This window comes from Streptomyces changanensis (assembly GCF_024600715.1).
Lineage (GTDB): Bacteria > Actinomycetota > Actinomycetes > Streptomycetales > Streptomycetaceae > Streptomyces > Streptomyces changanensis.
On sequence record NZ_CP102332.1, the window covers coordinates 3,440,559 to 3,461,924 of the forward strand.

Sequence of the window (21,366 nt, forward strand, 5' to 3'; positions counted from 1 at the left end):
CGTGCGGTGTGGTCCCCGCCACTACCGTCGAACCGTGACTGTGATCGCCACCGAAAGCCTCAGCAAGCGGTTCCCCCGGGTGACCGCTCTCGACCGGCTCTCCCTGGACATCGGACCCGGTGTGACCGGACTCGTGGGTGCCAACGGAGCCGGCAAGTCGACGATGATCAAAATCCTGCTCGGCCTGTCCCCCGCCACCGAGGGCCGCGCCCGGGTGCTGGGACTCGACGTGGCGACGAGCGGCCCCGCCATCCGCGAGCGGGTCGGCTACATGCCGGAGCACGACTGCCTGCCGCCGGACGTGTCGGCCACCGAGTTCGTCGTGCACATGGCCCGCATGTCCGGGCTGCCGCCGACCGCGGCCCGCGAGCGCACCGCCGACACGCTTCGCCACGTCGGCCTGTACGAGGAGCGCTACCGCCCCATGGGCGGCTACTCGACCGGCATGAAGCAGCGCGTGAAGCTCGCCCAGGCGCTCGTCCACGACCCGCAGCTGGTCCTCCTGGACGAGCCGACCAACGGCCTCGACCCGGTCGGCCGCGACGACATGCTGGGCCTGATCCGCCGCGTCTGGACCGACTTCGGCATCTCGGTGCTGGTCACCTCGCACCTGCTCGGCGAGCTGGAGCGCACCTGCGACCACGTCGTCGTCATCGACGGCGGCCGCCTGCTGCGCTCCAGCTCCACCAGCGACTTCACGCAGACCACGACCACGGTCGCCGTCGAGGTCACCGACTCCGACACCCACCCCGACGGGACGGCCGCGCTCCGCGCCGCCCTCGCCGCCGCCGGGGTGACCCTCCACGCGCGCGTGGAGGAGGGCCTGCCCGGCGCGGGCCACGTCCTGCTGCTGGAGGCGGCCGGCGAGGAGACCTACGACATCGTCCGCGACACCGTCGCCGACCTGGGGCTCGGCCTCGTCCGCATGGAACAGCGCCGCCACCACATCGCCGAGGTGTTCCGCCCCGACGCCGCGGCCGGCCGGCCGCAGGAGGTCCAGCCCCGATGAGCACCGAGACGCAGATCCACAACATCGGGTACCGCAAGTACGACGGTCCCCGCCTCGGCCGCGCCTACGCGCGCAGGTCCCTGTTCGCGCAGTCCCTGCGCGGCGCCTACGGGCTGGGCCGCAGCGCCAAGTCCAAGGTGCTGCCGATGATCCTGCTGGGCGTCATGTGCGTACCGGCGCTGATCATCGTCGCGGTCGCCGTGGTCGCCAAGTCCGCCTCCCTGGGCGTCGACTACACGCGCTACGCGATCATCATGCAGCTGGTCATCGCGCTGTACGTGGCCTCCCAGGCGCCCCAGTCCGTCTCGCGGGACCTGCGCTTCAGGAGCATCCCGCTGTACTTCTCCCGCCCCATCGAACGGGCCGACTACGTCCTCGCCAAGTACGCGGCCATGGCGTCGGCGCTCTTCATCCTCACCGCGCTCCCGCTGGTCCTGCTCTACGCGGGCGCCCTGCTGGCCAAGATGGACTTCTCCGAGCAGACCGAGGGCTTCGCCCAGGGGGTGGCTTCCGTGGCCCTGCTGTCGCTCCTGTTCGGTGGCATCGGCCTGCTGCTGGCCGCGCTGACGCCGCGCCGCGGCTTCGGCGTCGCGGCGGTCATCGCCGCGCTGTTCATCTCGTACGGCGCCGTCACCACCGTCCAGGCCATCGCCTGGGGCACGGACAACACGGCCGCCGTGACCTGGCTCGGCCTGTTCTCGCCGATCACGCTCATCGACGGCGTGCAGACCGCCTTCCTCGGCGCCACGACGTCCTTCCCGGGCGGCGCCGGACCCGGCACCGGTGCGGGCGTGGTCTACCTGCTGGTCGTCCTCGGGCTCATCGCCGGCTCCTACGCCGGCCTGATGCTCCGCTACCGGAAGGCCGGCCTGTGACCGCCCTCCCGTCGCCCTCCACCACCGTCCGAAGGAATGGGCCGCGCCCATGAGCACTCTCACCATCGACCACGCGTCGCGCTGGTTCGGCAACGTCGTCGCCGTCAACGACGTCACCATGACGATCGGCCCCGGCGTGACCGGCCTCCTCGGCCCCAACGGCGCCGGCAAGTCCACGCTCATCAACATGATGGGCGGGTTCCTCGCCCCCTCCACCGGCTCGGTCACCCTCGACGGCCAGGCGATCTGGCGGAACGAGTCCGTCTACCGCCACATCGGCGTCGTGCCGGAGCGGGAGGCCATGTACGACTTCCTCACCGGACGCGACTTCGTCCTCGCCAACGCCGAACTGCACGGCCTCGGCGCGGCGGAGGCGCAGCGCGCCCTCGCGACCGTCGAGATGGAGTACGCGCAGGACCGGCGGATCTCCACGTACAGCAAGGGCATGCGGCAGCGGGTGAAGATGGCGTCCGCGCTGGTGCACGACCCGTCGGTGCTCCTCCTCGACGAGCCGTTCAACGGCATGGACCCGCGCCAGCGCATGCAGCTGATGGACCTGCTGCGGCGGATGGGCGCCGCGGGCCGCACCGTCCTGTTCTCCTCGCACATCCTGGAGGAGGTCGAGCAGCTCGCCTCGCACATCGAGGTCATCGTCGCCGGACGGCACGCGGCGAGCGGCGACTTCCGCCGCATCCGCCGCCTGATGACCGACCGCCCGCACCGCTACCTGGTCCGCTCCAGCGACGACCGGGCCCTGGCCGCCGCGCTCATCGCCGACCCGTCGACGGCCGGCATCGAGGTCGACGTCCGGGAGGGCGCCCTGCGGATCCAGGCCGTCGACTTCGGCCGGTTCACGGAGCTGCTGCCGAAGGTCGCCCGCGCGCACTCCATCCGGCTGTTGACGGTCTCGCCCTCGGACGAGTCCCTCGAGTCGGTCTTCTCGTACCTCGTCGCGGCCTGAAGGGAGCCCTCGACCATGTACCACCCCACTGTCGCCCGGCTCACCTACCGCGGTCTGCTCGGCCGCCGCCGGGCAGCGATCCTCTTCGTGCTGCCCGTCCTCCTGCTGGCCATCGCGGTCGCCGTCCGCGTGTTCAACGGCGCGGACGACCAGATCGCCGCCGACCTCCTCGGCGGCTTCGCCCTCGCCACGATGGTGCCGCTCATCGCGGTCATCGCCGGCACCGGCGCGATCGGCCCGGAGATCGACGACGGCTCGATCGTGTACCTCCTCTCCAAGCCGGTGAAGCGGCCCACGATCATCCTCACCAAGCTGACCGTCGCCATCGCGGTCACCATGGTCTTCTCGGCCCTCCCCACCCTCGTGGCCGGGTTCATCCTCAACGGCAACGGCCAGCAGGTCGCCGTCGCCTACACCGTCGCCGCGCTCGTCGCGTCGATCGCGTACAGTGCCCTCTTCCTCCTCCTCGGCACGGTCAGCCGCCACGCCGTCGTCATCGGGCTCGTCTACGCCCTGGTGTGGGAGTCGCTGTTCGGCAGCGTGATCTCCGGGGCGCGGACCCTGAGCGTCCAGCAGTGGGCGCTGGCCGTCGCCGAGCAGGTCACCCGCGGCGAGGGGCTCGTCTCCTCCGACGTGGCCCTGCCGGTCGCCACGGCGCTGCTGGCCGTGGTCACCGTCGCGGCCACCTGGTTCGCGGGACACAAGCTGCGCACGCTGACCCTGGCGGGCGAGGAGTAGGCCGGGCGGTGAGGCGGACCCGGGTCCCGTCACGGGGGTGACGGGGGCCGGGTCTCGTCGTAGGGGAGCCCGGGAGCCCGGGCGGCGGTGCGGCGGTGCGGGTCGCGGCCGGGGTTTTCCACAGGGAGACGGGCGTCGCAGCGGCGGAACCCGCACGGGATTACTGTGGGGCCGGGCGCGACCCGCCCGGCCGCAGACCTGCACTCACACCTTGGGGAGAAGCCATGTCAGACCGCTTCGACGTCGTCGTGCTCGGAGCCGGCCCCGGCGGCTACGTCGCCGCGATCCGCGCGGCCCAGCTGGGCAAGCGGGTCGCGGTCGTGGAGGAGAAGTACTGGGGCGGCGTCTGCCTGAACGTCGGCTGCATCCCCACCAAGGCGCTCCTGCGCAACGCCGAACTGGCGCACATCTTCACGCACGAGGCGAAGACCTTCGGCATCAAGGTCGACGGCCAGGTCTCCTTCGACTACGGCGAGGCGTTCCGGCGCAGCCGCCGGGTCGCGGACGGCCGGGTGAAGGGCGTCCACTACCTGATGAAGAAGAACGGGATCACCGAGTTCACCGGCCGCGGCACCTTCGTCGACGCGAACACCCTGGAGGTGGCACAGGCCGACGGTTCGACGGCCACGGTCTCCTTCGACCACTGCATCATCGCGACCGGTGCCACGCCCCGCCTGCTCCCCGGCACGCGCCGCAGCGACCGCGTCGTCACCTACGAGGAGCAGATCCTCGCCGATGACCTGCCGCGGTCCGTGGTGATCGCGGGCGCCGGCGCGATCGGCGTCGAGTTCGCGTACGTGCTGCACAACTACGGCGTGAAGGTGACGATCGTCGAGTTCCTCGACCGGATGGCGCCCCTGGAGGACAAGGACGTCTCGGCGGAGCTCGCCAAGCAGTACCGCAAGCTCGGCATCGACGTCATGACGTCGACGCGGGTGGAGTCGATCGACGAGTCGGGCCCGCAGGTCCGCGTCACCGTCACGGGCAAGGACGGCGCCCAGCAGGTGCTGGAGGCCGACAAGGTCCTCCAGGCGATCGGCTTCGCGCCGAACGTCACGGGCTACGGGCTGGAGGCCACCGGTGTCCGGCTCACCGAGCGCGGCGCCATCGACGTGGACGGGCGGTGCCGCACCTCGGTGCCGCACATCTACGCCATCGGCGACGTGACGGCGAAGCTGATGCTCGCGCACACGGCCGAGTCGATGGGCGTCGTGGCCGCCGAGACCATCGCGGGCGCCGAGACGATGGAGCTCGACTACCCGATGATCCCGCGCGCGACGTACTGCCAGCCGCAGATCGCCAGCTTCGGCTGGACCGAGGAGCAGGCCCGCGAGAAGGGCTTCGACGTCAAGGTCGCCAAGTTCCCGTTCACCGCGAACGGCAAGGCGCACGGCCTCGGCGACTCGACGGGCTTCGTGAAGCTGATCAGCGACGCCAAGTACGGCGAGATCATCGGCGCCCACCTCATCGGACCGGACGTCACGGAGCTGCTGCCCGAGCTGACACTGGCCCAGCAGTGGGACCTGACGGTCCATGAGGTCGCGCGCAACGTCCACGCCCACCCGACGCTGGGCGAGGCGGTGAAGGAGGCCGTGCACGGCCTCGCCGGTCACATGATCAATTTCTGACGCGGAAAACCGCTGGCGGGGGCCGGAGGGCCCCGGCACAGTGGTGGGCGCGGCGTGCTGCTCCACGCCGCGCCGGTCGGCGGTACTCCCGCCGACCGACCACACCGGGACCGGGGTGGAGCACGACGGCGGCGGAGGAGAGTCCGGGCCCGTCGGCTCCCCGCGGGGCAGCGCCCTTCGGGTCTCCCGTGGGGCAGCGCCCGGCAGGCACCGACGCGGCCACGCACGGCACCTTGTGGGCCGACGCGGCGCGGCTGCCCGGGGCGGCCGCTTCGAGCGCGCGTGACGCGCGGGCCGCCCTTCCCGGGCCGGCCGCCTCCAGCGCCTCCCGCGCGGCGGCCCGGTCCGTCACGTACGGCAGCTCACGCGCGCCGGTCCGTGTCCGCCGCACCACCGCTGGTGTGCGCGGGAGCGAGCGGGCCGTGAGGCAGTGCCCCCGGCGGGCCCGCCGCCGCACACGGCCTTCCGCGCGCGGCCTTCCGCACACGGTCTTCCGTACGCGGCCTTCCGCGCGCGGAAGACCGCGCGCCGTCCCGTCGCCCGCCCCCGCCCGGCGGACCGGCCGGCGACGGGGACGGCGCGCCCGGCCCGGGGTCAGTCGGTGAGGAGCCTCTCCAGGACCGTGGCGATGCCGTCGTCGTCGTGGGACTCCGTGACCTCGTGGGCGACGGCCTTCAGCGTCTCGTGGGCGTTGGCCATGGCCACGCCGTGCGCGGCCCAGGCGAACATCGGGATGTCGTTGGGCATGTCACCGAAGGCGATCGTGTCCGCGGCCTTCATCCCGAGGCGGCGGGCCGCCAGGGACAGCCCCGTCGCCTTGCTGAGGCCCAGCGGCAGGATCTCCACTATCCCCGGGCCCGCCATGACCACGTCCACCAGTCCGCCGACCACCTGGCGCGCCACCGTGGCGAGTGCGTCGTCGTCGAGGTCGGGGTGCTGGACGTACACCTTGTTCAGCGGGGCGGACCACAGATCGGCGGGGTCCTCGAGCGGCAGGTACGGCAGCGGGCCCTCCTGGACCCGGTAGCCGCGGCCGACGAGCACCTCGCCCTCCAGACCGTCGCGGCTGGCGGCGAGCGCCAGCGGGCCCACCTCGGCCTCCAGCTTCGACAGGGCGAGCCCCGCGAGCTGCCGGTCCAGCGTCACCGACGTCAGCAGCCGGTGCTCACCCGCGTGGTAGACCTGCGCGCCCTGGCCGCACACCGCGAGCCCGTCGTAGCCGAGGTCATCGAGGATGTGCCGGGTCCAGGGCACGGACCGGCCGGTGACCACGATGTGCGCGGCGCCCGCCGCCGTGGCGGCGGCGAGCGCGGCGCGCGTGCGCGGCGACACGGAGCCGTCGGAGCGCAGCAGCGTCCCGTCGAGGTCGGTCGCGACGAGCCGGTAGGGGAAGGCGCTCACTTGGCCACGGGCTCCAGCAGCTCCCGGCCGCCGAGGTACGGCCGGAGCACCTCGGGCACGCGCACGGAGCCGTCGGCCAGCTGGTGGTTCTCCAGGATGGCCACGATCGTGCGCGGCACGGCGCACAGCGTGCCGTTCAGCGTCGACAGGGGCTGCACCTTCTTCCCGTCGCGCATGCGGACGGAGAGGCGGCGGGCCTGGAAGCTGTCGCAGTTCGACGCGGACGTCAGCTCGCGGTACTTGCCCTGCGTCGGGATCCACGCCTCGCAGTCGTACTTGCGCGACGCGGACGCGCCGAGGTCACCGGTGGCGACGTCGATCACCTGGAACGGCAGCTCCAGCGAGGTCAGCCACTGCTTCTCCCACTCCAGGAGCCGCTTGTGCTCGGCCTCGGCCTCCTCCGGCGCGACGTACGAGAACATCTCGACCTTGTCGAACTGGTGGACGCGGAAGATGCCGCGGGTGTCCTTGCCGTACGTACCGGCCTCGCGCCGGTAGCAGGGGGAGAAGCCGGCGTACCGCAGCGGCAGCTTGTCGGCGTCGATGATCTCGTCCATGTGGTACGCGGCGAGCGGCACCTCGGACGTCCCGACCAGGTAGTAGTCGTCCTTCTCCAGGTGGTAGACGTTCTCCGCGGCCTGGCCGAGGAAGCCCGTGCCCTCCATGGCACGCGGGCGCACGAGCGTCGGCGTGAGCATCGGGACGAAGCCGGCCTCGGTCGCCTGCGCGATGGCCGCGTTGACGAGGGCGAGCTCCAGGAGCGCGCCGACACCGGTCAGGTAGTAGAAGCGGGAGCCCGACACCTTCGCGCCGCGCTCGACATCGATGGCGGCCAGCGCCTCGCCGATCTCCAGGTGGTCCTTGGGCTCGAAGCCCTCGGCGGCGAAGTCGCGGATCGTGCCGTGCGTCTCCAGGACGACGAAGTCCTCCTCGCCGCCGACCGGGACGTCCGTGTGGACGATGTTGCCGAGCCGGAGCAGCAGGCGACGGGTCTCCTCGTCGGCCTCGTGCTGCTCGGCGTCGGCGGCCTTGACGTCGGCCTTCAGCTGCTCGGCGCGCTTGAGCAGCTCGGCCTTCTCCTCCGGGGACGCCTTGGGGATCAGCTTGCCGAGCGACTTCTGTTCGGAGCGGAGCTCGTCGAAGCGGACGCCGGACGACCTGCGCCGCTCATCGGCGGAGAGCAGGGCGTCGACGAGCTCGACGTCCTCTCCACGGGCGCGCTGGGAGGCGCGAACACGGTCGGGGTCCTCACGGAGCAGGCGAAGGTCAATCACCCCTCAAGGCTACCGGTGTGCGCAGACCGCACCCCACCGCATATCACCTGGCACCACGCGTGTCACTTTGTCCTGATTGCAGGTGTTAGTGAAGATAGGTAGGGAGTGTCAGTGAATGATCGCCAATGCGGAGTCCACGCGCGTCACTTGTCCACAGAGTCGACAAGATGGGGAATGTTATCCACAGGCTGTGGGGAAGAGGTGTGGACTTCCGCATTGATCAATCGGGAACTCGGGCCTCTGGCGGCCTTTTCCCCGCTCAAACCTGTACTGGACACTCATTCGGGTGGGAATTCCTCGCCCTAATGGGGTGATCAAAGGAATTGGGGTGACGGGGGTCGACAAAGCCACCTGTGGACGTCGGTGAGGTGACTACACCGATTTATCGACCTTGTCCGGATCGCGGGGGGATGGATCGGTCCTCGGATGTCGACTTGTCCCCAGGTCGAGAGCACCTCCTGTGGATAACTCGGGGCGGCTGTGGGGCTTCTCAGCCCGCCGCGTGCCGCCCCGGCCGCCGGACCCCTCGCGCCCCCGGACCCGCCTGAGCCCACGGCTCCGCCGCACCCCCCGACCCGCCGCAGCGCCCGCCCGGTGCCGCCCCGGCCCCCGTACCGGCCTCAGGCGCCGCGGCCGTCCTGGCACCGCGCCAGCCAGTCCGCCGCCGCCGTGAAATCGGAATCGGTCGTACCGGGCCGCAGCGCGCGCACGTCCGCGACGGCCACGCCCGCCCGCGGATACGAACCCAGGAACCGGACCTTCGGGCAGATCCGCTTCAGCCCCATCAGTGCCTCACCCATCCGCCGGTCCGCCACGTGCCCCTCGGCGTCGACGGCGAAGCAGTAGTTGCCGATCCCCGCACCCGTGGGCCGCGACTGGATCAGCATCAGGTTGACGCCGCGCACCGCGAACTCCTGCAGCAGCTCCAGCAGCGCGCCGGGGTGGTCGTCCCGCAGCCACAGCACCATCGACGTCTTGTCCGCGCCCGTCGGCGCCGCGGGTCGCGCCGGCCGGCCCACCAGCACGAACCGCGTCTCGGCGTTCTCCGCGTCGTGGATGTCCTCGACCAGGGCCTCCAGCCCGTACGTCGCCGCCGCGAACGCACCCGCGAACGCCGCGTCGAACCGGCCCTCCTGCACCAGCCGGGCCCCGTCCGCGTTCGACGCGGCCGACTCCCACACCGCCTCCGGCAGGTGGCGGCGCAGCCAGTTCCGCACCTGCGGCTGCGCCACCGGGTGGCCCGTCACCGTCTTGACGTCGGTCAGCGCCGTACCCGGTCGCACCAGCAGCGCGAAGGCGATCGGCAGCAGCACCTCGCGGTAGATCATCAGCGGTTCGCCGGAGGCCAGCTCGTCGAGGGTCGCGGTGACCCCGCCCTCCACGGAGTTCTCGATGGGGACGAGGGCGGCGGCCGCCTCGCCGTTGCGCACGGCGTCGAGGGCGGCGGGCACCGACACCATCGGCACCAGCTCCCGCGTCGCGGCTTCCGGCAGCGTGCGCAGGGCCGCCTCCGTGAAGGTGCCCTCGGGACCGAGATACGTGAATCGCGTGGCCGACATACCGGTCACCCTAATGCGCGCGAACCCCCCGCGGCTCATGCCTCCAGCAGCCGCTGACCCACGTACTCGCCGTCCGCCGGACCGCCCGGCACGGCGAACAGGGCGCTGGCCTCGTGACGGATGAACGCCGACAGGGCGTCGCCGCGGTCCAGCTTCCGCTGTACCGGCACGAACGCCCGCGTCGGGTCCGCCTGCCAGCAGACGAACAGCAGTCCGGCGTCCGGCGTCCCGTCCGGGCCGATCCCGTCGTGGAAGGAGAACGGGCGGCGCAGCATCGTCGCCCCGCCGTTCTGCTCGGGCGCCGAGATCCGCGCGTGGGCGTCGGCCGGGATCACCGGCTTGCCGTCCGGGCCCAGCTTGTCCAGGTCCGGTTCCGTGGTCTCGGTACCGCCGGTGAGCGGGGCGCCGTCGGACTTGCGGCGGCCTATGACCGCCTCCTGGTGCTTCAGCGGCAGCGCGTCCCAGTCGTCCAGGAGCATCCGGATCCGCCGCACCACCGCGTACGACCCACCCGTCATCCAGGGCTGGGCCCCGCCGGCGGCGACGAAGACGTGCCGGTCGAAGCCCGGGTCGGTCGGCTTCGGGTTGCCGGTGCCGTCGACCTGCCCCATCAGGTTGCGGGCGGTCATGGGCCGGGCCGTCGCGCCGAGCGAGCGGTTGAAGCCGTTCATCTGCCAGCGCACCCTCACCGCGGCGCCCGCCTCGCGCTGGACGGTGCGCAGCGCGTGGAACGCGACGAGCGCGTCGTCGGCGCCGATCTGCACCCACAGGTCACCGTCGGACCGCTTGGGGTCCAACCGGTCGGACGAGAACGCCGGCAGCGGCTCCAGCTCCTGCGGCCGCCGCGCCACCAGCCCCGTACGGTCGAAGAACGACCGCCCGAAGCCGAAGGTGACCGTCAGGGAGCAGGGCCCCGCGTCCCGCGCGATCCCGCCGTCGCTCGGGCCCACCGGCTCGCCCGCCATCAGCAGCTCCGCCGCCGTCGACCAGCGCCGCATCAGCGCGACGGCCTCCTTGCGCCCGGCGCCCGGCGCCAGGTCGAAGGCGACGAGGTGGCCGCGCGCCTGCAGCGGCTGGAGGATGCCCGCCTGGTGGGCCCCCCGGAACGGCACGCGCGTCGAACCGACGGTCGCCAGTGCCGGACCCGTCGTACCGGACCCGTCGCCGAGCACCGCGTGTCCGACGGCGCCCCCGGCCGCACCGACCGCGAGCCCCGTCGCGCCCGCGGCGCCCATGGTGCCGAGCAGCCGCCGCCTCGAAATCTCCAGGTTGTCGCTCATGTCAAAGGTCAACCGATCTTCACGTTCTTGTCGATGGTGGTCTGATCGATGTCCGAGGTGCGCACGGTCACCCGCATCCGCCAGTCGCCCGGCATCGGCAGCTGTGCCGAGCGGGCCGTCCAGCGGCCCGGCGCGTCCCGGTCGAGGGGGACGGGCAGCGGCCCGATCCGCTGCGCGTCCAGCGTGAACGACACCTTCAGTTCGGCCACGTCCCGCGGCCTGCCGTCCGGCCCGTCGACGGCCACGCGCAGCGAGTTGCCCCCCGACCGGCCGGGGTCGAGGCTCAGCCGGACGGTGCCGGTGCCGTTCGGGCCGCCGGTGTCGAACGGCAGGCTGACATCGACGGGGCGGTCCGGTACGGCCGTCGCGGACGCGGCCTGCGCCCGGTCGGCCCGCTCCTGCGTCCGCCCCGGCTCGGTCGCGGTGAGCACGGTGGTCACGCCCAGGAGGACGACGACGACGGACGCCTCGGCGAGCACCGAGCGGCGCAGCCCGGCCCGCGCCGGGTCCGCGTCCCGGACGCGCCGCTCGCGGGCCACCGCCACGGCGGCCCGCTGCCGGGCGAGCTGCGCGGCCCGCACCGGATCGTCCATCGGCCCGGGTACGCCGTCCGCCACCGGCCCGGGCACGGCGTCGTCCGCGCCCGGCTCCGCCGTCTCCCCCGGCTCCGCCGTCTCCCCCGGCTCCGCCGGTACCGCGGGCAGCGTCCCGGCGAGCTGACGGGTCCAGCGCCGCGACACCCAGCCGGCGCCCAGCAGGACGGCGATCAGCGCGACCTTGGCGAGCAGCAGCCGCCCGTACGCCGTACCCGTCAGCGCCGTCCACGAGCCGACCTGCCGCCACGACTGGTACAGCCCCGTCACGACCAGCACCAGCACGGCGCCGAACGCCAGACGCGAGTACCGCAGTACCGCCGCGCGCTCGATCGACGGCGCCCGGTACAGCGCGACGAGCAGCGCGGCGAGACCGCCCAGCCAGCCCGCGACGGCCAGCAGGTGCAGCACGTCCAGCGGCATGGCGAGCCACGGCTGGACGCCCGTCGAGGCGTGCTCCGACAGGGCCCACGTACCGGCGAGCCCCGCCGCGACGACCGTGCCGCCGACGCCCAGACCGAAGACCAGGTCCCGCCGGTCGCCCGGCCCCTCGCGCCGCGCGTACGGACCGAACAGGACCGCGACGAACAGCGCCGCCGCCCCCACGAGCAGCAGACGGGAGGTCAGCGCGGCACCGGTCTTGGTGCCCAGGACGCCCTGGAGCACGCCCGGGTCGAACGCGTCCCCCAGCTCACCGGAGCCGGTGTACGGCCCGCGCAGCAGGAGCAGGGCGAGGGTGGCCGCGGTGAGCGTCACCCAGCCGTACGCGACGAGCCGCTGCACCGGCCGCACCCCGGCACCCCGCGGCCAGCACGCCAGCACGAACGCCGCCCCGCCCACGAGGACGACGAACCCCGCGTACGACACGTACCGGCCGACGTCGTACAGCACGCCCACGGCACCGCCGCCCGCCCGCTGCTCCGGCAGGACGACCGCGGTCGCGGACGGCGCGCCGATGGAGAAGCTGAACGCCCCCGAGATCGGGTGGCTGTCCGCGGACACGGCCTGCCAGGCCACGGTGTACGTGCCCTTGGGGAGCCCGTCGCGGAGGTCCACGCCGTACCGGACGAGCGATCCGCTGCACAGGTCCTGGAGCTCACCGGTGTCCGCCCGCTTCCCGCTGGGTTCGAGGACGCGGATGCTGTCGTCGCCGAGGGCGACCTGCTCGGAGAAGGTGAGCGTGACCCGCTGCGGCGCGGTGGCGACCACCGCACCGTCCGCCGGGTCGCTGCCGGTCAGGGCGGAGTGCGCGGACGCCGCGCCGCAGAGCGCGGTGCCGAGCAGCGCCGCCGTGAGCAGCAGCAGGGCCGCCAGCCGGTGTGGGCGCCGGCTGGGGGAGTGGGGGCGGGGGGCGTCGGCCGTCATGTGGGGGTGGTTTCCTCGTCGCTCAGTGCCGCATGCCGTCGTGACCCGACTGCTGCGGCGCCTCGTGCCCGGCGTGGCCGTCGGTCCCGGCGTGGCCGTCGTGCTGCCCGGTCGCCCCCGGGTTGTGGGTCCGGGACTCGACCGGGACCCGGACGTCGATCGCGCCGGACTCCTTGAAGGTGAGCCGGAGGCGGACCGTGTCGCCCTTCTTGGGGGTGCGCTTGAGTCCCATGAACATCAGGTGGCTGCCGCCGCGCTCCAGCCGCAGCTCGCCGTGGGCGGGCACGTCGAAGGAGGCGACCTGCCGCATCTTCTGGTTCTTCGTCTCGTGCATCTGCACGTCGTCGGAGAGGTCGCTGGTGACGGAGGTGAGGGTGTCCCCGGTGTCCCCGGTGTTGGTGACGGTGAGGAAACCGCCCGCCATATCGGCGTTGACCGGCTCGGGGACGAACGCCCCGGCGACCTTCACCCGCGGCTCGCCGTCCGCGGCGCCGGCGGAGGAGCAGCCTCCCAGGGCCAGGCCGGTGACGAGGGCGAGGGCCGCGGAGAGGGCGGTGGTGGTGCGGCGGGTCACGGGTTCTCCCCACGGATGAGCTTCGGCAGGTCCTTGGCGTACTCCTCGACGGTGGTGCTCTCGCCGTAGACGACGTAACCGCGGTCGTTCTTCGGCGAGAACGCCATCACCTGCGCGCCGTGCATGGACACGATCTTGCCGTCCTTGTCCTTGGACGGCGGGTCGATGCCGATGCCGAGCTGCCGGGCCCCGGCCTGGATGGTCGGGAAGGGCCCGCTCAGTCCGACGAAGCTCGGGTCGCCCGCGGCGGGCAGCCACTTGGCGAGCTCGGCCGGGGTGTCGCGCTCCGGGTCGGTGGTGACGAAGACGACCTCCAGCTTGTCCCGGTCGGCCTTGGGCAGTTCCTTCATCGCGGTGGCGAGGTTGCTCATGGTCAGCGGGCAGACGTCGGGGCAGTGGGTGTAGCCGAAGTAGACCAGCGTCGGCTTGCCCTTGGTGCGGGCGCGCAGGTCGTACGGCTTGCCGGTGGTGTCGGTGAGGACGAGGTCCGGCTTGTCGAAGGGCCGGTCGAGGATCGTGCCGGGCTTGTCGGCGTCGGCGGCCATCGACACGTCGGCGACGGGGCTGTCGCCGGAGGTGGAACCGGTGCCGCAGGCGGACAGGGCCAGCGCCGACGCGGCGGCGAGTGCGGCGGCGGCCAGCCGGGTGCGCCGGGCCGCGGGACGGGGCCGCGTGGCGCGGAGGACGTTGCGCATCACGTTGTCTCTCAGATCAGTCAGGGGCGGGATGGGGGCGTGGCTCAGGCGGAGGGGGAGCGGCGGCGGCCCGCGAGGACACCGAAGGCGACGCCGGCGGCTCCGACCAGGATGCCGATGACGCCGAGGACACGGGCCGTGGTGTCGCCGTCGTCGTCATCGGAGGCGACGGCCCGGGAGTCGTCCGTGTCGTCCGCGGGCTCGGCCCCGGCGGCGGTGAGCTCCAGCACGGGCGCGGGCGAGTCCGGCTCGGCCTTCCCCTCCTCGGGCTCCTCGATCCAGCGCACGACCTCCTTGTTGTCGTACGTCTGGAGGGCCTTGAAGACGAGCCGGTCGGTTTTCTCGGGGAGCCGGCCGAGTGACACCGGGAACTGCTGGAACTGGCCGGGACCGATCTTCGATCCGCTCGCCGTCCAGGTGATCTTGGACGGGGCCTCGGTGATCTTCTTGCCGTGCAGGTCGAGCGGAGTGGCCAGCTTCGCCTTCTCGACCGTGACGGTCCAGCCCGGCACGGGCTGCGGCATCACGGAGGCGATCGGGTGGTCCTTGGGGAGGGTGACCTCCAGCTTCACGGTGGACGCGCCGTCCCGCTCGTTGGGGACCTTGAAGTTGACCGTGGCGTAGCCGCCCTTCGCGGCCGGCCCCTGGGGCTGCACGGTCACGTGGGCGTGGGCGGCGGAGGAGAGCAGGAGGACGGACGAGACGGCGACGCCCGAGACGAGGGCGAGCCGCGAGGGCAGACGGGTGACGTTCATGTGAGGACACTCCAGAGCAGGGGCGTGGGGCGCCGGCGCGCGAACGTGTGCGCGTGGGGCGCGGCGGCGCCACCCCGGGCGGGTCGTACCGGCACGGGCCGACGCACCGGACCTGCCGGACGGGCCGTGGGGCCGCCGCGCGGTGTGCGGGACGCCGCCGGGCGCCGGACGGATGCCGGAAGGGGGTCGGACGTGTCGGCGTACGGGTGCGCCGGGTGGGGCCGCGTGGGCTACGGGGAGGCCGACCCTGAGGGTCAGGCCGCGAGCGTGAAGGCGGACGGCGGGCCGCGCCTGATCACGGAGTGCTGGAGGGCCCCGGCCGCCTGGGGCGGCGGCACGTCCTCCCGGGCGCGGGCGCCGAGCATGGCGTCCGCGAGCAGTGACCGCACCCCGGCGAGCAGGACGCGCACGAGGACGAGGGCCGCGCGCAGCGCCCGTACGAGCGCCTCCTCGGCCGCCTCGACCGCGCCCCGCGCCGACAGCTCGGCCAGCCGGACGAGCCGCAGCAGCGCGAGGTCGCCGCGGCGCAGCAGCCAGCCGGCCACGACGGCGGCGAGGAGGTGCCCGAGGACCATCGACAGGTTCGGCAGCATCGGCGTCTCGACCGGAGCGGGGGCGGTCGCCGGACCGGCCGCGGCCGCGGCGGTCGCCGGGTCGAGGCCCGCGGTCGTCACGATCCGGTGCGCCTCGCCCTGGGTGAGCCCGCTGGTGCTCCCGCCGCACATCAGCCGTGCGGCGGCGCGGATCAGCGCGTCGCCGGCGGGGCCTCCGGAGGCGGCGGGGGCCGCGTGCTCCTGCCCGATCCCGAAGAGGGTGTGGAGGCCGAGCTGTCCGCCCGCCAGGGCCGCCGTGATCGTCGGCAGCGAGCGCCGGCACCCGGTCAACGGCAGGGACAGGACGAAGATCGCGGCGAAACCGACGAGGAACGTCCACCACGGCACGGGCTCGCACGCGGCGAGCGAGTGGCCCAGCGCGGACAGCACGAGGCAGACCGCGGTGAACACCGCGGCCCTCAGCAGCCGTGGACCAAGGGGGGCAGACATGGCCGGGCCATCATCCCACCACGCCCCCGCCACCCCTACGGCAGGTCCGGTACGTCGCCTTTGGCGCCGGAATCCCCGAAAGGCGCCGGCCGTCTCCCCCTGCACCGGCGTCCGGGGCACGCACTTCCGCTGAACGGGGTAGGCGGCGTCAACTCCATGCTTACTGAGCGAATACGGGGCAATACGTAACGACATGTCGAGCCGCGGCCGGGAGGCTTCAGCATGAGCATCTGGTGGTCCCTCCATTTGCGGCGCGAGGCTGCGAGCGTCCCGCTCGCCCGTCGCCTCCTCCTCGGCGCCATGGAGACCGCGGGCGTCGACCCGGACACCTCCTACGACCTGTCTCTCGCCCTCGGGGAAGCCTGTGCGAACGCCGTGGAGCATGCCGGCGACGGCTCCGCGGAGTTCCGGGTCACCGCGTACCTCGACGGGGAGAAGTGCTGCATCGAGGTCTCCGACTCGGGCCCCGGTTTCCCGGCAGGCCCGCTGCGCGCGATGCCCCCGGGCCCGGCACCGGTCGACGCCGAGGGAGGGCGGGGGCTGCGCCTCATCGAGGAGCTCGCCGACCACGTCCACTTCGGCAACAGGGCCGGGCGGGGCGGTGCCGTCGTCTCCTTCGACAAGATCGTGAAGTGGCGCGCGGACGCGCCCCTCGCCCTGACCACCTGACGGCGGGAGCCCGCGGCCGCTGTTTCACGTGAAACAGCGGCCGCGTGGTGCGGCCCGTGCGCCCGTGCGCGTCGATGTTTCACGTGAAACGCGAGCGTCCCCCCACCGGTCTTCCGGCGGGGGGACGCTGTCGTCGTACCGCGACGGCTCAGCCCTTCAGATTCGCCATCCACGTCTCGACCTCGGCGGAGGTGCGCGGCAGGGCGTCCGAGAGGTTCCGGTTGCCGTCCTCGGTGACCAGGATGTCGTCCTCGATCCGGACACCGATGCCCCGGTACTCCTCCGGGACGGTGAGGTCGTCCGTCTGGAAGTACAGACCCGGCTCGACCGTCAGGCACATGCCCGGCTCCAGCGTGCCCGCGACGTACGCCTCGGTGCGCGCGGCGGCGCAGTCGTGGACGTCCATGCCGAGCATGTGGCCGGTGCCGTGCAGGGTCCAGCGGCGCTGGAGCCCCAGCTCCAGGACGCGCTCGACCGGACCCTCCAGCAGGCCCCACTCGACGAGCTTCTCGGCGAGGACGCGCTGGGCGGCGTCGTGGAAGTCGCGGAACGCGGCGCCCGGCTTGACCGCCGCGATGCCCGCCTCCTGCGCCTCGTAGACGGCGTCGTAGATCTTCCGCTGGATGTCGGTGAACGTGCCGGAGATGGGCAGCGTCCGCGTCACGTCGGCGGTGTACAGCTCGGTGGTCTCCACGCCGGCGTCCAGCAGGAGCAGGTCACCGGAGCGGACCGGGCCGTCGTTGCGGACCCAGTGGAGGGTGCAGGCGTGCGGGCCGGCGGCGCAGATCGAGCCGTACCCGACGTCGTTGCCCTCGACGCGGGCGCGCAGGAAGAAGGTGCCCTCGATGTAGCGCTCGGAGGTCGCCTCGGCCTTGTCGAGGACCTTGACGACGTCCTCGAAGCCGCGCGCCGTGGAGGCGCACGCCTTCTCCAGCTCGGCGATCTCGAAGTCGTCCTTCACGAGCCGCGCCTCGGAGAGGAAGACGCGCAGCTCCTCGTCCCGCTCGGCGGTGACCTTGTCGGTGAGGGCCTTCTCGATGCCGGCGTCGTAGCCGCGCACGACGCGGACGGGGCCGGTGGCCTCGCGCAGCCTGCCGGCCAGCTCGCGCACGTCGTCGGTGGGGATGCCGTACAGGGTGGCGGCCTCGCTCAGCGAGTGGCGGCGGCCCACCCACAGCTCCCCCTGGCCGGAGAGCCAGAACTCGCCGTTCTCCCGGTCGGATCGGGGCAGCAGGCACAGCGTCGCGTCGTGGCCCTCGCCGCCGGCCTTCGGCTCCAGCACGAGGACGCCGTCCTCGGTCTGGTTGCCGGTGAGGTAGGCGTACTCGGTGGCGGCGCGGAAGCTGTACTCCGTGTCGTTCGCGCGGGTCTTCAGATTGCCCGCCGGGACCACCAGGCGCTCGCCGGGGAAGCGGGCCGAGAGCGCGGCACGGCGGGCCGCCGTGTGCGCGGCCTGCGCGACGGGCCGCAGGTCCCGCAGCTCGGTGTCGGCCCAGCCGGTCTTCATGTTCTCGGCGAGTTCGTCGGAGACGCCCCAGTACAGGCCGTTCTTGCGCTGCTGGATCGCCTCTTCGTCGCTCTCCGGGGTTTCCGGAGTGAGCTCATCGGCCACGGGTCCGCCTCCTTCAGGTACGACACTGAACCCCCTGACCCGGGCCTGAGGGGCCCGGGGTCACGTCCACCATCGTACGGGCGTGCGTAAGGAGGCCCAGGGGTGAAGAAGCGGTCCGCCGGTACCTGACCGAAAGGCCCCGGCCCCTGGTCCCCACACGGGTCCCGGCGCCGTTCCGGCCCTCTGTTTCCGGTCCGGTCCCGTCCCCGGTCGCGTCCCTGGACGCGGCACCGCCCCGGGGCGCGGGCGGGGACCCAGGGCCTAGTCGAAGCGGGCGGCGAGCATCACGACGTCCTCGTCGCCGTCCTGGCCCCGCCGACCGCTCCGACCGCCCGCCGAGCCGCCGTCCGGTCCGTCCGGGGAGGCCCCGGCGAGCACCAGCCGCAGCACGTGGTCGGCGACCGCCCCGGGGTCGGCGCGGTCGGCCCTCGGCACACCGGCCGCGGCGGCGTGCAGCCGGGCGAAGGCGCGGTCCACCGGGCCGCCGATCCGCCGCAGCAACCCGTCCGTGTACAGCAGCACGGTCTCCCCGGGCTCGACCACGAGGTCGACGCTCGGCGCCTCCCAGCAGGAGAGCATCCCGAGCGGCGCCGACAGCGACGTCTCGACGTACTCGGTGCGACGGTCGCCCACGACCAGCGGCGGGGCGTGGCCGGCGCCGGCCAGCACGATCTTCCGCCGCACAGGCTCGGCGAAGGCGAACAGCGCGGTCGCGGATCGCGCCGGTTCCGTGAGCCGCAGCAGCAGCTCCAGGTCGGACAGGACGGCGACCGGATCCTCACCCTCCATCACCGCGTACGCGCGCAGCGAGGCCCGCAACCGCCCCATGGCGGCCAGGGCGCTCGGTCCCGACCCCGAGACGGAGCCGACGGCCAGGCCGAGGGCCCCCTCCGGGAGCGGCAGCGCGTCGTACCAGTCACCGCCGCCGCGCGCCCCGGGGACGTGCCGCGCGGCGAGGCGCACGCCCGGAACGCGCGGCATCCGGGTGGGCAGCAGTTCCTCCGTGATGGTGGCGATCTCGGCGCGCCCCCGCTCCAGCTCCAGGAGCCGGGCCAGGTGCTCGGAGGCGTACCGCCCGTAGAGGCCGACGAGGTGGCGGCGGCGGGCGTCGGGCTCGGCCGGTTCGTCGTACAGCCAGACGGCGGCGCCGAGGCGGCCGGTGTCCTCGGCGTCGAGCGGCAGCGCGTAACTGGCGGCGAAGCCCAGGCGGGCGGCGACCTCGCGGTGGCGCGGGTCCAGCCGCTCGTCACCGAGGAGATCCGGAGCGGCGAGGTCCGGGGCTGCGGGGCCGGGGGCCAGGAGGTCCGGAACGGCGGGGACTGAGGCGCCGGGGCCCGGAGCGGCGGGGCCGGGGGCGGCCAGGTCAGGGGTGGCCAGGTCCGGGGCGGCGAGGGGGCCGGGCACGGCGGCCGGGGACGCGCCCACGGCCGGCGCGGCGGGGTCCGGCGCGGGGTCGGAAGCGGGCGGCCGGTCGGGCGGCGGCACGCCGGGCAGCCCGTCGAGGAGGCGGCCGTACGAGGTGGCGCCGCGCGGCACGGTCTCGATGGTGCCGAGGTCGGCGTGGGCGAGCCCGAGGCCGATGGTCGTGGTGGGGCCGTGCCCGTCGGCGGGTTCGAGGACGGCCATGCCGCGACGGGCCCCGACGAGGGCGGCACCGGCCCGCAGGAGTTCGCGCAGCGCCTCGTCGAGGGTGCGTGTCCGGGCGAGGCGCTCGGTCAGTTCGTGGAGGGTGGTCAGGTCGGATACCCAGCCCGCCAGCCGGTCCTGGATCTGCGCGCCGGGTGCGGGGGCAGCGGCGGGGATGCCCGGGAGGGGCGTTGCAGTGTGCGCAGGGGAGGGAACCGTCGGATCGATTCCGGCCACTTTCGGCAGGTGAGGGGCGCTCATGGCAGCCGGCTTTCCGGCTGCTCTTCTTTGCTCAATAGCATCGCAAACCCCCATGTCAATCCGCATGTCATGCTGCGCCGCTATCAGTGCATCCACATGTACACGTAGACGTGAGGGGATGTCCAGCATTGTCCTGCGGGACGTGTGGTGTCTGTGCGATGCTGAACTTGGCCAAAAAATAGCCCCGATGGGCAGGTTTTGCGGTCGACTGAGCGCGTTCGACAAGGGGCACCACCCGAGGCGACACCCAGCCGGCTCGGGCGACGGCGTCATTCCGAGCGCGCGGGGTACGTAATCGGTGGAGGCCAGGGGAAGTTGGGGCAGGCCCGGAACCCGGCGGGGAGCCCCGGCGTCCTCACCGCCGAGGGCGCGCCCCGGCCTCGCGTACGCCTGGCGGGGAGAGAACCAGCGGGACGGCGCGGCGGCACGCAAGCGGTGCCGGTTCGGCGGTGCCGTCCCGACGGAACCGCACCGGTGGTACGGAAAGGCGCCCTGCTCGCGCCACCCCTCGCCACGCGCTCCATGGAATCGGCTGACGCCGGCCCCACAAGCGGCGCTCGTCCGGCCGCGCGGCGCCCCTGCCGGTGGCCAGGGCGGCAGTGTGCCGCCCCGTACGCACAGTGAAGTAACGCACACATGTTGATGTGATGTGGACCTCGGCGTTCAACGGAAAGGAACGAGCGCCTATGCGCGAGATCCTCGGTAGGCGACGCAGGCTCCGGTTCGGGCGCAGGAAGGGCAACGCCCACCTCGACGCGGCGCTCCTCAGCGCCACCGGGTGGCAGTGGCCCGTCCTCCCCGGAGTGGGGCTCAAGGCGACGGGTGGCCGCGGCGACCGGCAGCGCGGCTGCGCCTGCCCAGATCCCGACTGCGTCGTCCCCGGCGCCCACCCCTTCGACCCCGGCCTGCTCGCGGCCACCACCGACCAGCGGATGATCCGCTGGTGGTGGACCAACCGGCCGGACGCCCCCGTCGTCCTGGCCACGGGCGGTCGCGCACCCTGCGCGATCAGCCTCCCGGCCCTCGCCGGCGCGCGCGCCCTCGCGGTGCTGGACCGGGGCGGTCTGCGCCTCGGCCCCGTCGTGGCGACGCCCACGCGCTGGTCACTCCTGGTGGCCCCCTACTCCCTGGAACGGCTCGGCGAACTCCTGTACACGAAGGACTGCGTGCCCAGTTCGCTCCGCTTCCACGGTGACGGCGGCTACCTGGTGCTGCCGCCGTCGGAGACCGGCACGGGCGCCGTGCGCTGGGAGCGGCCGCCGCTCGCGGGCGCCGCGCCGTGGCTGCCGGACGTGGAGACGGTCCTGGACGCCCTCGTCGAGGCGAGCGCGGGCGCGCCGGACGGCGGCAGCCGGCTCCGCTACTGACCCCTCGCCCGCCGGAGGTGCCGCAGAGGACGCCGCAGGAGGCGTCACCGGGGGCACCCCACACAGACGGGTCACTCGTAC

Annotated in this window: 18 protein-coding genes; 7 read left to right on the top strand and 11 right to left on the bottom strand. The window is 73.3% G+C overall.

Annotation, left to right across the window (positions count from 1 at the left end):
- The first annotated feature begins 40 nt into the window (after window positions 1-40).
- From NRO40_RS15215 to lpdA, 5 genes are all read left to right on the top strand, one after another.
- Complete coding sequence (locus NRO40_RS15215) at window positions 41-1,009, top strand: ABC transporter ATP-binding protein (protein WP_058942040.1); 969 nt, start codon at window positions 41-43, stop codon at window positions 1,007-1,009.
- Window positions 1,006-1,884: an ABC transporter permease gene (locus tag NRO40_RS15220; RefSeq protein ID WP_058942039.1), complete on the top strand. Its 879-nt coding sequence runs from the start codon at window positions 1,006-1,008 to the stop codon at window positions 1,882-1,884. Before NRO40_RS15215 ends, NRO40_RS15220 begins: the two co-directional genes overlap by 4 nt.
- A 49-nt stretch (window positions 1,885-1,933) precedes the next feature.
- A complete protein-coding gene (locus tag NRO40_RS15225; RefSeq protein WP_058942038.1) occupies window positions 1,934-2,845 on the top strand; it encodes an ABC transporter ATP-binding protein in 912 nt (303 codons plus the stop codon).
- 15 nt (window positions 2,846-2,860) lie between these two features.
- The gene (locus tag NRO40_RS15230) at window positions 2,861-3,583 is read left to right on the top strand and encodes an ABC transporter permease (RefSeq protein ID WP_058942037.1); all 723 of its coding nucleotides are present in this window, start codon (window positions 2,861-2,863) and stop codon (window positions 3,581-3,583) included.
- Window positions 3,584-3,807: 224 nt separating this feature from the next.
- Window positions 3,808-5,211 carry a dihydrolipoyl dehydrogenase gene (lpdA, locus tag NRO40_RS15235; protein ID WP_058942036.1) on the top strand — a complete coding sequence of 468 codons (1,404 nt, stop codon included), beginning with the start codon at window positions 3,808-3,810 and terminating at the stop codon, window positions 5,209-5,211.
- A 594-nt stretch (window positions 5,212-5,805) separates the two neighbouring features.
- Here the strand turns inward: lpdA and NRO40_RS15240 are convergent.
- The 9 genes from NRO40_RS15240 to NRO40_RS15280 all read right to left on the bottom strand — a co-directional run bounded on the left by NRO40_RS15240 (window position 5,806) and on the right by NRO40_RS15280 (window position 15,750).
- Window positions 5,806-6,612 carry an HAD family hydrolase gene (locus NRO40_RS15240; protein ID WP_058942035.1) on the bottom strand — a complete coding sequence of 269 codons (807 nt, stop codon included), beginning with the start codon at window positions 6,610-6,612 and terminating at the stop codon, window positions 5,806-5,808.
- Window positions 6,609-7,886 carry a serine--tRNA ligase gene (serS, locus tag NRO40_RS15245; RefSeq protein WP_058942034.1) on the bottom strand — a complete coding sequence of 426 codons (1,278 nt, stop codon included), beginning with the start codon at window positions 7,884-7,886 and terminating at the stop codon, window positions 6,609-6,611. The genes NRO40_RS15240 and serS overlap by 4 nt, the downstream gene beginning before the upstream one ends.
- Before the next feature lie 620 nt (window positions 7,887-8,506).
- Window positions 8,507-9,445, bottom strand: a complete 939-nt coding sequence (gene pheA, locus NRO40_RS15250) for a prephenate dehydratase (protein ID WP_058942033.1) — start codon at window positions 9,443-9,445, stop codon at window positions 8,507-8,509.
- A 35-nt stretch (window positions 9,446-9,480) separates the two neighbouring features.
- Complete coding sequence (efeB, locus tag NRO40_RS15255; protein WP_058942032.1) at window positions 9,481-10,725, bottom strand: iron uptake transporter deferrochelatase/peroxidase subunit; 1,245 nt, start codon at window positions 10,723-10,725, stop codon at window positions 9,481-9,483.
- A gap of 8 nt (window positions 10,726-10,733) precedes the next feature.
- Entirely contained in the window at window positions 10,734-12,683 is a 1,950-nt protein-coding gene (locus tag NRO40_RS15260) for a copper resistance protein CopC (protein ID WP_058942031.1), read from the bottom strand.
- A 22-nt stretch (window positions 12,684-12,705) separates the two neighbouring features.
- Complete coding sequence (locus tag NRO40_RS15265; RefSeq protein ID WP_079047033.1) at window positions 12,706-13,257, bottom strand: copper chaperone PCu(A)C; 552 nt, start codon at window positions 13,255-13,257, stop codon at window positions 12,706-12,708.
- Window positions 13,254-13,952 (bottom strand): SCO family protein, encoded by a 699-nt coding sequence (locus tag NRO40_RS15270; protein ID WP_058942030.1) that lies wholly within the window; start codon window positions 13,950-13,952, stop codon window positions 13,254-13,256. The genes NRO40_RS15265 and NRO40_RS15270 overlap by 4 nt, the downstream gene beginning before the upstream one ends.
- A gap of 44 nt (window positions 13,953-13,996) precedes the next feature.
- On the bottom strand, window positions 13,997-14,707 hold the full coding sequence (locus tag NRO40_RS15275) for a YcnI family copper-binding membrane protein (protein ID WP_058942029.1): 711 nt from the start codon (window positions 14,705-14,707) through the stop codon (window positions 13,997-13,999).
- 254 nt (window positions 14,708-14,961) lie between these two features.
- On the bottom strand, window positions 14,962-15,750 hold the full coding sequence (locus NRO40_RS15280; protein ID WP_058942028.1) for a hypothetical protein: 789 nt from the start codon (window positions 15,748-15,750) through the stop codon (window positions 14,962-14,964).
- 222 nt (window positions 15,751-15,972) lie between these two features.
- Here NRO40_RS15280 and NRO40_RS15285 point away from each other — a divergent pair, with 222 nt between their 5' ends.
- Window positions 15,973-16,419, top strand: a complete 447-nt coding sequence (locus tag NRO40_RS15285; RefSeq protein ID WP_058942027.1) for an ATP-binding protein — start codon at window positions 15,973-15,975, stop codon at window positions 16,417-16,419.
- A 148-nt stretch (window positions 16,420-16,567) separates the two neighbouring features.
- Here NRO40_RS15285 and NRO40_RS15290 read toward each other — a convergent pair whose 3' ends face one another.
- Together NRO40_RS15290 and NRO40_RS15295 are read right to left on the bottom strand one after the other, a co-directional pair.
- A complete protein-coding gene (locus NRO40_RS15290) occupies window positions 16,568-18,031 on the bottom strand; it encodes an aminopeptidase P family protein (protein ID WP_058942026.1) in 1,464 nt (487 codons plus the stop codon).
- Window positions 18,032-18,292: 261 nt separating this feature from the next.
- A complete protein-coding gene (locus tag NRO40_RS15295; protein WP_079047032.1) occupies window positions 18,293-20,047 on the bottom strand; it encodes a PP2C family protein-serine/threonine phosphatase in 1,755 nt (584 codons plus the stop codon).
- 557 nt (window positions 20,048-20,604) lie between these two features.
- On the opposite strand from NRO40_RS15295, the gene NRO40_RS15300 reads away from it, so the two are divergent.
- Window positions 20,605-21,285, top strand: a complete 681-nt coding sequence (locus tag NRO40_RS15300; protein ID WP_058942024.1) for a bifunctional DNA primase/polymerase — start codon at window positions 20,605-20,607, stop codon at window positions 21,283-21,285.
- Window positions 21,286-21,366 lie beyond the last annotated feature (81 nt).

What these genes read in the sequence shown, in the direction of transcription:
- NRO40_RS15220 (WP_058942039.1), top strand. Translation starts at nt 1,006, where the DNA reads ATGAGCACCGAGACGCAGATCCACAACATCGGGTACCGCAAGTACGAC.
- NRO40_RS15225 (WP_058942038.1), top strand. Translation starts at nt 1,934, where the DNA reads ATGAGCACTCTCACCATCGACCACGCGTCGCGCTGGTTCGGCAACGTC.
- NRO40_RS15230 (WP_058942037.1), top strand. Translation starts at nt 2,861, where the DNA reads ATGTACCACCCCACTGTCGCCCGGCTCACCTACCGCGGTCTGCTCGGC.
- lpdA (WP_058942036.1), top strand. Translation starts at nt 3,808, where the DNA reads ATGTCAGACCGCTTCGACGTCGTCGTGCTCGGAGCCGGCCCCGGCGGC.
- pheA (WP_058942033.1), bottom strand. Translation starts at nt 9,445, where the DNA reads ATGTCGGCCACGCGATTCACGTATCTCGGTCCCGAGGGCACCTTCACG.
- efeB (WP_058942032.1), bottom strand. Translation starts at nt 10,725, where the DNA reads ATGAGCGACAACCTGGAGATTTCGAGGCGGCGGCTGCTCGGCACCATG.
- NRO40_RS15260 (WP_058942031.1), bottom strand. Translation starts at nt 12,683, where the DNA reads ATGACGGCCGACGCCCCCCGCCCCCACTCCCCCAGCCGGCGCCCACAC.
- NRO40_RS15270 (WP_058942030.1), bottom strand. Translation starts at nt 13,952, where the DNA reads ATGCGCAACGTCCTCCGCGCCACGCGGCCCCGTCCCGCGGCCCGGCGC.
- NRO40_RS15275 (WP_058942029.1), bottom strand. Translation starts at nt 14,707, where the DNA reads ATGAACGTCACCCGTCTGCCCTCGCGGCTCGCCCTCGTCTCGGGCGTC.
- NRO40_RS15280 (WP_058942028.1), bottom strand. Translation starts at nt 15,750, where the DNA reads ATGTCTGCCCCCCTTGGTCCACGGCTGCTGAGGGCCGCGGTGTTCACC.
- NRO40_RS15285 (WP_058942027.1), top strand. Translation starts at nt 15,973, where the DNA reads ATGAGCATCTGGTGGTCCCTCCATTTGCGGCGCGAGGCTGCGAGCGTC.
- NRO40_RS15295 (WP_079047032.1), bottom strand. Translation starts at nt 20,047, where the DNA reads ATGCTGGACATCCCCTCACGTCTACGTGTACATGTGGATGCACTGATA.
- NRO40_RS15300 (WP_058942024.1), top strand. Translation starts at nt 20,605, where the DNA reads ATGCGCGAGATCCTCGGTAGGCGACGCAGGCTCCGGTTCGGGCGCAGG.